The following is a 12,608-nucleotide window of genomic DNA, read 5'->3' on the forward strand; positions in this document are numbered from 1 at the left end:
ACCTCCTTCGAGGAATGCTGGTCGTGATCTGCTGCATGGCAGGGATCGCGATGGCAGATGAGAAAAACATCCTGGTCACCAGCGGCAGTGATCGGGCGACCCCGATCGCGGTCGTGCCATTCGGCTTCCAGGGTGGCAGCGTGCTGCCGGACGACATGGCGGAAATCATCGGTAACGACCTGCGCAACTCGGGTTACTACTCGCCGATTCCGAAGCAGAACATGATCAGCCAGCCAAGCCAGGCCAGCGAAATCATCTTCCGTGACTTCAAGGCACTGGGTGCCCAGTACATCATGGTTGGCAGCATTGTTCCGGCGGGCGGTCGCCTGCAGGTTCAATACGCACTGTTCAACGTCGCGACCGAACAGCAAGTGCTGACCGGCAGCGTGTCGGGTGGTGTCGATCAGCTGCGTGACATGGCGCACTACATCTCCGACCAGTCGTTCGAAAAACTGACCGGCATCAAAGGTGCGTTTTCGACCCGCCTGCTGTACGTGACAGCCGAGCGCTTCTCCGAGAAGAACACTCGCTACACGCTGCAACGCTCGGACTATGACGGTGCCCGTGCCGTGACCTTGCTGCAGTCGCGCGAGCCAATCCTGTCGCCGCGTTTCGCACCGGATGGCAAGCGTATTGCCTACGTGTCGTTTGAGCAGAAGCGTCCTCGTGTGTTCATGCAGAACATCGACACCGGTCGCCGCGAGCAGATCACCAACTTCGAAGGCCTGAACGGCGCACCAGCCTGGTCGCCTGATGGCAATCGCCTGGCGTTCGTACTGTCGAAAGACGGTAACCCGGACATCTACGTGATGAACCTGGGCTCGCGTCAGATCACCCGCGTTACCAATGGTCCTGGCATCAACACCGAACCGTTCTGGGGCAAGGATGGTTCGACCATCTACTTCACCTCCGACCGTGGCGGCAAGCCACAGATCTATAAAACCAGCGTGGGTGGCGGTGGTGCAGAACGTGTAACTTTCGTCGGTAACTACAACGCCAACCCTAAACTGTCGGCGGACGAAAAGACCCTGGTAATGATTCACCGTCAGGACGGATTCACCAATTTCAAAGTGGCGGCTCAGGATTTGCAGCGCGGTAGCGTAAAAATCCTCACTGATAGCACTCTGGACGAGTCGCCCACTGTTGCGCCCAACGGCACCATGGTAATCTACGCCACCCGCCAGCAGGGCCGGGGAGTCTTGATGCTCGTGTCCATCAATGGACGCGTAAGGCTCCCGCTTCCTACCGCACAAGGCGAAGTCAGAGAACCTTCCTGGTCCCCTTACCTGAACTGACGCGGCGCTTTACGTTTTACTTAACACACTGGGGTTCATTAGGAGTTTCACGATGGAAATGCTGAAGTTTGGTAAATTTGCTGCGCTGGCTCTGGCCATGGCTGTAGCTGTAGGTTGCTCGTCCAAAGGCGGCGACAATGCCGGTGAAGGCGCGGTAGATCCAAACGCTGGTTACGGCGCAAACACTGGTGCAGTTGACGGCTCCCTGAGCGAAGAAGCTGCTCTGCGCGCTATCACCACTTTCTACTTCGAATACGACAGCTCGGACCTGAAGCCAGAAGCCATGCGCGCTCTGGACGTTCACGCCAAAGACCTGAAAGCAAACGGCGCTCGCGTTGTTCTGGAAGGCAACACCGACGAACGTGGTACTCGTGAGTACAACATGGCACTGGGCGAGCGTCGTGCGAAAGCCGTTCAACGCTACCTGGTACTGCAAGGTGTTTCCCCAGCTCAGCTGGAACTGGTTTCCTACGGCGAAGAGCGTCCAGTTGCTACCGGCAACGACGAGCAGTCCTGGGCTCAAAACCGTCGCGTCGAACTGCGTAAGTAATTCGTCATGCGAACGTGCCGTCGTGCTGTAACTGTTCTGGCTCTCAGCCTCGCGTCTCTTTCGGCGTGGGCTGCGGTTCCTGTGGTTGATAATGATTCCGGCAATAGCGGGAGCAGTTATCCGCCTGCGGGTTACGGTACGAACGGCGCCTATGCCGGGGGAGGGGTTTCGGCCCCTGTCTCGGCACAGGGCCAGCTGTTCAACCAGCTCCAGCAAATGCAGGAACAGATCGAACGCCAACAAGGCGTGATCGAAGTTCTGCAAAATGATGTAGCGCGCATGAAGCAGGAAAACCTGGAGCGATACCAGGATCTTGATCGGCGCATAGGATCCGGCGTTGCACCAGCCGCGACTCCAGAGAATTCTTCTACCGGCGGCGATTTGAATGCCCCCGGTGCTGCAGCAGGTGCAGGCGCAGCCGCGGGGGCGGCAGCCGCTCAGGCACCATCGGCAGGCAGCGAACCGGCAGACCCGGCGAAGGAAAAGCTCTACTACGATGCAGCCTTCGACCTGATCAAGGCCAAGGATTTCGACAAGGCCAGTCAGGCTTTTGCCGCTTTCCTGCGCAAGTACCCAAACAGCCAGTACGCGGGCAATGCGCAGTACTGGTTGGGCGAAGTGAACCTGGCCAAAGGCGATCTGCAAGGTGCAGGTCAAGCATTTGCCAAGGTTTCGCAGCTGTATCCCAAGCACGCCAAAGTGCCTGATTCGCTGTACAAGCTTGCTGATGTAGAGCGCCGCCTCGGTCATACCGACCGGGTCAAAGGCATTCTGCAGCAGGTGGTTTCCCAATATCCGGGGACATCCGCCGCTCAGCTGGCCCAGCGCGATCTGCAGAAAATGTAAGCCTGCTTGACCCGTTTTGAAGAAACCCGCGCTTGTCGCGGGTTTTTTCGTTAGAATTCACCCCCTTTTTCTGAAACACGCTTTTTGGGATCTACGCATTGCCGGGGTTCCTTGAAGTGCCTGACGGAGGCGGACAGCCTGTTTAGCTGTTACGCCCGTGGCGACTATGCAAGACACATTGAGAATCACCGAAGTTTTCTACTCCTTGCAGGGTGAAACTCGGACTGCCGGCTTGCCCACGGTTTTTGTGCGCCTGACCGGTTGCCCGTTGCGTTGTCAATACTGCGACAGCGCCTACGCCTTCACTGGCGGCACCATTCGCACGCTCGACGATATCCTTGAGCAAGTGGCTGGGTTCCGTCCGCGTTATGTCTGTGTCACGGGCGGCGAGCCCCTGGCGCAGCCCAACGCCATTCCATTGCTCAAGCGGTTGTGTGATGCCGGGTACGAAGTGTCACTGGAAACCAGTGGCTCTATCGATATTTCCGCCGTGGATCCTCGGGTCAGTCGTGTCGTCGACCTGAAGACTCCGGGTTCGAAGGAAGCCCATCGCAACCGTTACGAAAACATTGAACTGCTCACGCCCAATGATCAGGTGAAATTCGTCATCTGCTCGCGGGAAGACTATGACTGGTCCGTGTCCAAGCTGATCCAGTACGGTCTGGACCAGCGTGCCGGTGAAGTCCTGTTTTCGCCAAGCCATCACGATCTCAATGCTCGGGACCTGGCTGACTGGGTGGTGGCGGACAATCTGCCAGTGCGTCTGCAATTGCAGCTGCATAAATATCTTTGGAATGACGAGCCGGGGCGCTGAAATGACGGAACAACTGAACACTGCGGAAAAACGTGCGGTCATCCTGCTGTCCGGCGGCCTGGATTCGGCCACTGTCGTGGCCATGGCCCGCGCCCAAGGCTACAGCTGCTACACCATGAGTTTCGACTATGGTCAGCGCTCCCACGCTGAGCTGTATGCCGCCGAACGTGTTGCCCGGGATCTGGGTGTGGTCGAGCACAAGGTGATCGGTCTCAACCTGAATGGCATGGGCGGCTCGGCACTGACTGACAGCAGCATCGATGTGCCGGAAACACCGGGGGAGGGTATTCCTGTCACTTACGTCCCGGCGCGTAACACGGTGTTCTTGTCCCTGGCACTGGGCTGGGCGGAAGTGCTCGGCGCGCGAGACATCTTCATTGGTGTCAATGCGGTGGATTACTCCGGTTACCCGGATTGCCGTCCCGAGTTCATCGAGTCTTTCGAACGTATGGCGAATCTGGCGACCAAGGCCGGCGTGGAAGGCAATGGTTTCCGTATCCAGGCACCGCTGCAAAACCTCAGCAAGGCGCAGATCGTGCAGGCTGGCGTGAAGCTTGGCGTGAACTACGGCCTGACCGTTTCCTGCTATCAAGCCGATGATGATGGCCGTGCATGCGGTAAATGCGACAGCTGCCGTTTGCGTGCGGAAGGCTTCGCGGCGGCCGGAATCAGCGACCCAACACCTTATTTTTGAATTATTTTAAAATAGGTGTTGAATAGTCCTTAAAAATCAGTATTATACGCGCCACCACACAGCGGGTCGTTAGCTCAGTTGGTAGAGCAGTTGGCTTTTAACCAATTGGTCGTAGGTTCGAATCCCACACGACCCACCATTTTCAAGCTGTTTTAAAAGTCTGGAAGGCCCACGCAAGTGAGGATTTCCGGATTTTTTTTTGCCCGCGATTTAACGTTGCCCGGTTCCGGGACTGCTCTGCGCGACGCAGGTCAGAATCATCTTTTGCATCCACCGGATATTCTGTAGCCTTGCGCAGCTTCAACGCTGTCCGTGCCTGATGAATACTCACTTTCCCGGCGGTACCCTGATGGGTCCGGAGCCGGGTGTATACTCGACTTTCGCGCGAATGCGCCTGCAGGTCTTGCGAACATGACGCAGATTTCCGAACGCCTTCTGGTTCAAGCCCACCTCGACGCCAAGCAGCCCAAGCCGCTGACGGCCGACGAGGAGGCCTATTACCGTGCCGCCATCGCTGCCGAGCTCAAGGCTCAGGATGCGGTGCTGGTTGCTCACTTCTATTGCGATCCGATCATTCAAGCCCTGGCCGAAGAGACCGGCGGCTGCGTCTCCGACTCTCTGGAGATGGCCCGTTTCGGCAATGCTCACCCGGCCAAGACCGTGGTGGTAGCCGGGGTCAAGTTCATGGGGGAGACGGCCAAGATCCTCAACCCTGAAAAACGTATTCTGATGCCGACGCTCGAGGCGACGTGCTCACTGGACCTGGGCTGCCCGGTCGATGAGTTTTCCGCGTTCTGCGATCAGCATCCCGAGCGCACGGTGGTGGTTTATGCCAACACTTCGGCGGCGGTGAAAGCCCGGGCTGACTGGGTGGTGACCTCGAGCTGCGCACTGGAAATCGTCGAAAGCCTGATGGATAACGGCGAAACCATCATCTGGGGTCCTGACAAGCATTTGGGCACTTACATTCAGCGCCAGACCGGTGCCGACATGTTGCTGTGGGACGGTGCCTGCATCGTTCACGAAGAGTTCAAGTCCAAGCAGCTCGAAGACATGAAGGCGCTGTATCCCGATGCGGCGATCCTTGTGCATCCGGAGTCGCCGACCTCGGTGATCGAGCTGGCGGATGCCGTCGGTTCCACCAGTCAGTTGATCGCGGCAGCGCAGACATTGCCGAACAAGACCCTGATCGTTGCGACCGACCGTGGCATCTTCTACAAGATGCAGCAGCTGTGCCCGGACAAGGTGTTTATCGAGGCGCCTACTGCCGGTAATGGCGCGGCATGCCGCAGTTGTGCACATTGCCCATGGATGGCGATGAACACCCTTGAGCGCACGCTCAAGAGCTTGAAAGAGGGGGCGAATGAGATCTTTGTCGATCCGGCGCTGGTTCCTCAGGCCATTCGGCCACTCAAGCGGATGCTGGATTTCACCCAGGCGGCGCGGATGAAGCTGGCCGGGAACGCTTAATACCGTTCAGTCGCAACGCAAAAAACTGTGGGAGCGAGCCTGCTCGCGAAGAGGGAGTGTCAGCTGACATTAATGTTGCTGATACACCGCTTTCGCGAGCCGGCTCGCTCCCACATTGGTTTGTGCTTGTAGCTATTACTTGGTCTTCTTCGGGATCCGCACCAGCTGGGTATTGGAATACATGTCGTGCCAGCTGCGTTTCTGCTTGTCGAACAGGGACCAGATGAACCCCAGGCCAACGCACAGCCAGGACGCGATCGACACCACGAAGCGCAGCAGTGCCTGCCACAGGCTGATGGATGAGCCATCGGCGTTTTGTACGCGAATGCACCAGACTTGCATGCCCAGGGTCTGACCGGAATGCGTCCAGAACTTGGCGAAGAAGCCAAACAGGACGAAGAGCAGAACTGTCGAAAGCAGCGGGTCGCCATCAAGCGCGCCGGCTTCCGTGAGTGCCCGCATTTTTTCTTCGCCGATGATCGCCATCTGGATCATCTTGTAGGCGCCGCTGGTGACGATCAGGAGGGCGGTGCACAGCAGGAAGTCATAGAATATTGCCGCCAGGCGACGACCCAGGCCAACGGCAGGAAATTCGCCCTGAGGGTTAAGCAGGTGTTTCGACATGTTGGCTCTCGGCGAAAAAAGAAGCCATTTTACGGATTTACGCGCACAAAAAAGCCCCTGATGTCAGCATCAGGGGCTTTTTCGTTACAGAAGATTAGGCTTCTGCTTGTACTTCGTCAGCCTGCATGCCTTTCTGGCCTTGCACGGCGATGAAAGTCACTTTTTGGCCTTCTTTCAGGCTCTTGAAGCCGTTGCCCTGAATAGCGCGGAAATGCACGAACAGATCCGGACCGCTTTCTGGAGTGATAAAACCAAAACCTTTCTCGTCGTTAAACCACTTGACGGTACCGCTCTGACGTTGGGACATTTCTTATTTCCTTTGACGCTAAAATTAATGACAGTCTCTATCTTGTGACAGAGTACTGGGGCTGGTTGCAGGAGAGTAAGAAGACGTCGAACGGGATGTAGCTAACTTGAGGCTACTGCCCAGGTCACGATTCCAAGCGACCCATGCAAACACAGTGAACAAACTCTACGCCAACTATGGGAGAAAAAACAAGCCCCTGCGAAGCCCCGGATTTCCTCAGCTTGCTGGCAGTTTCCGGGGAATTACCGGTTCTTATTCTTTGTGCCTGTTCAATTGTTTTCGATCGTTATAAGCAAAGTTCATAATCGAAGCTGTCGTAAAACTGATGCACTATTTTATGGCGGTTGCGTTACACATTAGTGCACTGTTAACGCAACCGCGTTACTTATAGGAACAGTCAATCAGCCGCGATAGTAGCGTTGAGGAACAAATGGCATTTTGCTTACAAGCAAAGGAACCTTTTTCCCACGAACAATCGCCCATACCTGGGTATCGAGAGCGGTATAGGCGCTATTGACGTAACCCATCGCCAGCGGCGCACCCAGGGTCGGGCCGAAACCGCCGCTGCAGACGCTGCCAATGATCTCGCCAGCTTCGTTGACGATCTCTGCACCTTCACGCACTGGAGTGCGTTCCTGCGGCAGCAGGCCGACACGTTTGCGGCTGACCCCGCTTTGTTGCTGGGCAAATACGCTTTCGGCGCCCGGGAAACCACCGGCACGCGCGCCATCGGCACGACGCGGCTTGGAGATGGCCCACAGCAGGCTGGCTTCGATCGGGGTGGTATCGGTGTTCATGTCGTGGCCGTACAGACACAGGCCAGCTTCCAGGCGCAGGGAGTCGCGAGCGCCCAGGCCAATGGCTTCCACTTCCGGCTCAGCCAGCAGTGCGCGGGCGAGGGCTTCGGCGTTGGCCGCCGGTACGGAGATTTCGAAACCGTCTTCACCTGTGTAGCCCGAGCGGCTGACAAAGCAATTCACGCCCAGCAGCGATACGCGGGCGAACTGCATGAAGGTCATCTTTGCCACTTCTGGTGCCAGTCGCGCCAGTACAGTGACGGCTGCCGGACCCTGCAGGGCCAACAGGGCGCGTTCTTCGAACAGTGGCTCGATCTTGCACTGCTCGCCGATGTACTTGCGCAGATGCGCCAGGTCCTGATCCTTGCAGGCGGCGTTGACCACCAGGAACAGTTCGTCGTTACCGAGGTTGGCGACCATCAGGTCGTCGAGGATGCCGCCGGTTTCGTTGGTGAACATGGCGTAGCGCTGCATGCCGACCGGCAGATCAATGATGTCCACAGGTACCAGGGTTTCCAGGGCCTTGGCGGCGTTGGCGCCGGTCAGGCGAATCTGGCCCATGTGCGAAACATCGAACAAGCCGGCCTGGTCGCGACTGTGCTGGTGTTCTTTCATCACGCCCAGCGGGTATTGCACGGGCATGTCGTAGCCGGCGAAGGGCACCATACGTGCGCCCAGTTCGATGTGCAGGGCGTGCAATGGAGTTTTCAACAGTTGTTCGGTGGACATATTCAGCTCCTGGAAAAGGGTGCAGATGCAGGTGAGCGCACATCAGCACTCGATAATGTTGACCGCCAAACCGCCACGGGCGGTTTCCTTGTATTTGCTTTTCATGTCGGCGCCGGTCTGGCGCATGGTGCGGATGACCTTGTCGAGGGAGACGAAGTGGTGTCCGTCGCCACGCATGGCCATGCGCACCGCATTGATGGCCTTGACCGAGCCCATGGCGTTGCGCTCGATGCAAGGGACCTGCACCAGCCCTCCAATCGGATCGCAGGTCAGGCCCAGGTTGTGTTCCATGCCGATTTCCGCAGCGTTTTCCACTTGCTGCACGGTGCCGCCAAGCACCTCGCACAGCGCGCCGGCCGCCATGGAACAGGCAACGCCGACCTCGCCCTGGCAGCCGACTTCGGCGCCGGAGATCGAGGCGTTTTCCTTGTACAGAATGCCGATGGCCGCGGCGGTCAGCAGAAAGCGCACCACCCCGTCCTCATTCGCCGTGGGAATAAAGCGCATGTAGTAATGCAGCACCGCCGGGATGATGCCGGCCGCGCCATTGGTCGGTGCGGTTACGACGCGCCCGCCGTTGGCGTTTTCTTCGTTGACCGCCAGGGCGTACAGATTGACCCAGTCCAGTACCGACAGCGGATCGCGCAGGGACGATTCGGGGTTCTTGCACAATTGCTGGTACAGCGCGGTTGCCCGGCGTTTGACCTTCAAGCCGCCGGGCAGGATGCCTTCGTTGCGGCAACCGGCGGCGACGCAATCCTGCATGACCTGCCAGATTTTCAGCAGGCCGGCGCGGGTTTCCGCTTCGGGGCGCCAGGCGCTTTCGTTGGTCAGCATCACCTGGCTGATGGACAGGCCGTAGGTGGTGCAGTGGCCGAGCAGTTCCTTGGCGTTTTTGAAAGGGAAGGTCAGCGGGGTGGCGTCTTCGACGATGCGGTCGGCGCCGGCGGCGTCTTCATCGACGACAAAGCCGCCGCCAACCGAGTAATACTCGCGACTGCGGATCTGCAGGCCCGCGGCATCGAAGGCGCGAAAAATCATGCCGTTGGGGTGATAGGCCAACGGCTTGCGAATCATCGCCAGGTGTTCTTTCTCGTTGAACGCGATGCTGTGTTCGCCGAGCAGGTTCAAGCGTCCGTTGCCGCGGATCTCTTGCAGACGGGCGGCGACGGTTTCAGTGTCCACGGTATCCGGGTGTTCGCCTTCCAGGCCGAGCAGCACGGCCTTGTCGCTGCCGTGACCCTTGCCGGTGGCGCCAAGCGAGCCGTAGAGCTCGACTTTGACGCTGGTGGTTGCCGCCAGCAGCCCTTCACGGCGCAAGCCTTCGACGAAACGCGCGGCCGCGCGCATCGGGCCGACGGTGTGGGAGCTGGAGGGGCCGATGCCAATCTTGAACAGGTCGAACACGCTAAGCGACATGGTTGTTCTCCGGTTTCTTGTTATAGGAATTGGCGGAAAAATGAGGCTGGAGCCAAGCCCCCTGTGGGAGTGAGCCTGCTCGCGATAGCGGTCTGTCAGTCGACATTGATGTTGAATGTCAGTCCGTCATCGCGAGCAGGCTCGCTCCTACAGAGGTATTGCGGTGTGGTGGGACCAGTGCAACTGATCCCACACTGGTTTAAGCGTAGCTTTCGATCGACGGGCAGGCGCAGACCAGGTTGCGATCGCCGAACACGTTGTCGACCCGACCGACCGGCGGCCAGTACTTGCCTTCGATCAGCGAAGCAACCGGATACACCGCCTGCTCCCGGCTATACGGATGCGACCACTCACCGACCAATTCCGCCGCGGTATGCGGGGCGTTTTTCAGCGGGTTGTCGTCCTTGTCCAGGGTGCCGTTTTCCACCGCGCGGATTTCTTCGCGGATGCGGATCATGGCGTCGCAGAAGCGGTCCAGTTCTTCCTTGGATTCGCTTTCGGTCGGCTCGATCATCAGCGTGCCGGCTACCGGGAACGACATGGTCGGGGCGTGGAAGCCGAAGTCGATCAGGCGCTTGGCCACGTCGTCGACGCTGATGCCGCTGCTGTCTTTGAGCGGACGCAGGTCGAGGATGCACTCGTGCGCCACCAGGCCGTTGCTGCCGGTGTACAGCACTGGGTAGTGCTCTTCGAGGCGACGGGAGATGTAGTTGGCGTTGAGGATCGCCAGCTGCGAAGCGCGTTTCAGACCGGCGCCGCCCATCATGCGGATGTACATCCAGGTGATCGGCAGGATGCTCGCGCTGCCAAACGGCGCCGCGCACACCGCGCCTTCTTTGCGATCCATCTGCGCGTGGCCTGGCAGGAACGGCGCCAGGTGCGACTTGACGCCAATCGGGCCGACGCCCGGGCCGCCACCGCCGTGGGGGATGCAGAAGGTCTTGTGCAGGTTCAGGTGCGACACGTCGCCGCCGAACTTGCCCGGGGCGCAGAGGCCGACCATGGCGTTCATGTTGGCGCCGTCGATGTACACCTGGCCGCCGTTGTCGTGAATGATGCCGCAGATTTCGCGGATGCCTTCCTCGAACACGCCGTGGGTCGACGGGTAGGTGATCATCAGCGCGGCGAGGTGTTCGCGGTGCTCGATGGCCTTGGCGCGCAGGTCTTCGATGTCGACGTTGCCGCGGGCGTCGCAGGCGGTGACGACTACGCGCATGCCGGCCATCTGGGCGGTGGCCGGGTTGGTGCCGTGGGCCGAGGACGGGATCAGGCAGATGTCGCGACGGTCTTCGCCACGGCTCTGGTGGTAGGCACGGATCGCCAGCAGGCCAGCGTACTCACCCTGCGAACCGGCGTTCGGTTGCAGCGAGATCGAGTCGTAGCCGGTGGCGGCGCAGAGCATCGCTTCCAGCTCGTCGGTCAGCTGCTGGTAGCCGGCGCTTTGCGCAGCCGGGGCGAACGGGTGCAGGGCGCCGAATTCGGCCCAGGTCACCGGGATCATTTCGCTGGCGGCGTTGAGTTTCATGGTGCACGAGCCCAGCGGGATCATGGTGCGGTCCAGCGCCAGGTCCTTGTCGGCGAGCTTGCGCAGGTAGCGCATCAGCTCGGTTTCCGAGTGGTAGCGGTTGAACACCGGGTGGCTGAGGATCGGCGACTGGCGCACCAGCGCGGCCGGGATCGTGGCTTGCACCGAAGCGGCGAGAGCGGCGAAATCCGGCAGGGTTTTGCCATCGGCCAGCAGCGCCCACAGGGTTTCCACGTCGGCCTGGGTGCTGGTTTCGTCCAGCGACAGGCCCAGGCGCTCGGCATCCACCACGCGCAGGTTGATCTGCTGGGCATGCGCCTTGTCGTGCAGGGCAGCGGTGTTCGCGCCGGTGTTCACGGTCAGGGTGTCGAAGAAGCTGGCTTGTTCAACCGGCAGGCCGAGGCTGCTCAAGCCCTTGGCCAGGATCGCGGTCAGGTGATGCACGCGGTTGGCGATCTGGGTCAGGCCTTTCGGGCCGTGGTACACGGCGTACATGCTGGCGATGTTGGCCAGCAGCACTTGCGCGGTGCAGATGTTCGAAGTGGCCTTCTCGCGGCGGATGTGCTGCTCGCGGGTCTGCATCGCCAGGCGCAGGGCCGGCTTGCCGAAACGGTCCACCGAGACACCGACCAGACGGCCCGGCATGTCGCGCTTGAACGCATCCTTGGTGGAGAAGTACGCGGCGTGCGGGCCACCGAAGCCCAGCGGCACGCCGAAGCGCTGTGCGCTGCCGATGGCCACGTCGGCGCCGAACTCGCCCGGCGGGGTCAGCAGGGTCAGGGCCAGCAGGTCGGCGGCCACAGCAACAAGCGCGTTGGCGGCGTGGAAACGCTCGGTCAGCTCGCGGTAGTCGAAGACGTCGCCGTTGCTTGCCGGGTATTGCAGCACGGCGCCGAAGAACGCGCTGACGTCCGTCAGTTCACGCTCATCGCCGACCACCACTTCGATGCCCAGCGGCTCGGCTCGGGTGCGCAGCACGTCGAGGGTCTGCGGGTGGCAATGCACGGAGGCGAAGAATTGATGGCTGCCCTTGTTCTTGCTCAGGCGCTTGCAGAAGGTCATGGCTTCGGCGGCGGCGGTGGCTTCGTCGAGCAGGGAAGCGTTGGCGATCGGCAGGCCGGTGAGGTCGCTGATCAGGGTCTGGAAGTTCAGCAGCGCTTCCAGGCGGCCCTGGGAAATTTCCGGCTGGTACGGGGTGTAGGCGGTGTACCAGGCCGGGTTTTCCAGGAGGTTGCGCAGGATCGGCGACGGCGTGTGGGTGCCGTAGTAGCCCTGGCCGATGTAGGTCTTGAACAGCTGGTTCTTGCCGGCGATGGACTTGATCAACGCCAGGGCATCGGCTTCGCTCAGGCCGTCTTCGAGGCCGAGCACGCTGGTGCCTTTGATCGAGTCAGGAATCACGCTGGCGCTCAGGGCTTCCAGGGAGTCGAAGCCGAGGCTGTTGAGCATGGCTTGCTCGTCACCGGCGCGGGGGCCGATGTGGCGGGCGATGAATTCGTTGGCAGTGGTCAGATTGACTTGGGTCATGTCAGCGCTCC

11 protein-coding genes and 1 tRNA gene are annotated in these 12,608 nt (G+C 59.9%); 7 read left to right on the forward strand and 5 right to left on the reverse strand.

The genetic code is table 11. From position 1 onward, the window contains the following. The first annotated feature begins 14 nt into the window (after positions 1-14). The 7 genes from tolB to nadA all read left to right on the forward strand — a co-directional run bounded on the left by tolB (position 15) and on the right by nadA (position 5,669). Positions 15-1,295, forward strand: coding sequence for a Tol-Pal system beta propeller repeat protein TolB (gene tolB / locus ABTV29_RS05930; protein ID WP_175388515.1), 1,281 nt, complete (start codon positions 15-17; stop codon positions 1,293-1,295). A gap of 52 nt (positions 1,296-1,347) precedes the next feature. Continuing rightward, the gene (pal, locus tag ABTV29_RS05935) at positions 1,348-1,845 is read left to right on the forward strand and encodes a peptidoglycan-associated lipoprotein Pal (protein WP_003178634.1); all 498 of its coding nucleotides are present in this window, start codon (positions 1,348-1,350) and stop codon (positions 1,843-1,845) included. Between the two features lie 6 nt (positions 1,846-1,851). Continuing rightward, entirely contained in the window at positions 1,852-2,691 is an 840-nt protein-coding gene (gene ybgF, locus ABTV29_RS05940) for a tol-pal system protein YbgF (RefSeq protein WP_433769243.1), read from the forward strand. A 166-nt stretch (positions 2,692-2,857) separates the two neighbouring features. Next, positions 2,858-3,505, forward strand: coding sequence for a 7-carboxy-7-deazaguanine synthase QueE (gene queE, locus ABTV29_RS05945; protein ID WP_095193179.1), 648 nt, complete (start codon positions 2,858-2,860; stop codon positions 3,503-3,505). Position 3,506: 1 nt separating this feature from the next. Next, on the forward strand, positions 3,507-4,199 hold the full coding sequence (queC, locus tag ABTV29_RS05950; protein ID WP_433769244.1) for a 7-cyano-7-deazaguanine synthase QueC: 693 nt from the start codon (positions 3,507-3,509) through the stop codon (positions 4,197-4,199). Positions 4,200-4,262: 63 nt separating this feature from the next. Continuing rightward, positions 4,263-4,338, forward strand: a tRNA-Lys gene (locus ABTV29_RS05955). A gap of 272 nt (positions 4,339-4,610) precedes the next feature. Next, complete coding sequence (nadA, locus tag ABTV29_RS05960; RefSeq protein WP_433769245.1) at positions 4,611-5,669, forward strand: quinolinate synthase NadA; 1,059 nt, start codon at positions 4,611-4,613, stop codon at positions 5,667-5,669. Between the two features lie 135 nt (positions 5,670-5,804). Here nadA and ABTV29_RS05965 read toward each other — a convergent pair whose 3' ends face one another. The 5 genes from ABTV29_RS05965 to gcvP form a co-directional block, all read right to left on the reverse strand. Beyond that, positions 5,805-6,293, reverse strand: a complete 489-nt coding sequence (locus ABTV29_RS05965; protein WP_433769246.1) for an RDD family protein — start codon at positions 6,291-6,293, stop codon at positions 5,805-5,807. A 94-nt stretch (positions 6,294-6,387) separates the two neighbouring features. Next, complete coding sequence (locus ABTV29_RS05970) at positions 6,388-6,600, reverse strand: cold-shock protein (protein WP_007977299.1); 213 nt, start codon at positions 6,598-6,600, stop codon at positions 6,388-6,390. A 401-nt stretch (positions 6,601-7,001) separates the two neighbouring features. Continuing rightward, entirely contained in the window at positions 7,002-8,126 is a 1,125-nt protein-coding gene (gene gcvT, locus ABTV29_RS05975) for a glycine cleavage system aminomethyltransferase GcvT (RefSeq protein WP_433769247.1), read from the reverse strand. Positions 8,127-8,168: 42 nt separating this feature from the next. Next, positions 8,169-9,545: an L-serine ammonia-lyase gene (locus ABTV29_RS05980; protein ID WP_433769248.1), complete on the reverse strand. Its 1,377-nt coding sequence runs from the start codon at positions 9,543-9,545 to the stop codon at positions 8,169-8,171. 199 nt (positions 9,546-9,744) lie between these two features. Next, positions 9,745-12,597, reverse strand: a complete 2,853-nt coding sequence (gene gcvP, locus ABTV29_RS05985; protein ID WP_433769249.1) for an aminomethyl-transferring glycine dehydrogenase — start codon at positions 12,595-12,597, stop codon at positions 9,745-9,747. Positions 12,598-12,608 lie beyond the last annotated feature (11 nt).

The organism is Pseudomonas putida (assembly GCF_050989985.1).
GTDB lineage: Bacteria > Pseudomonadota > Gammaproteobacteria > Pseudomonadales > Pseudomonadaceae > Aquipseudomonas > Aquipseudomonas putida_AI.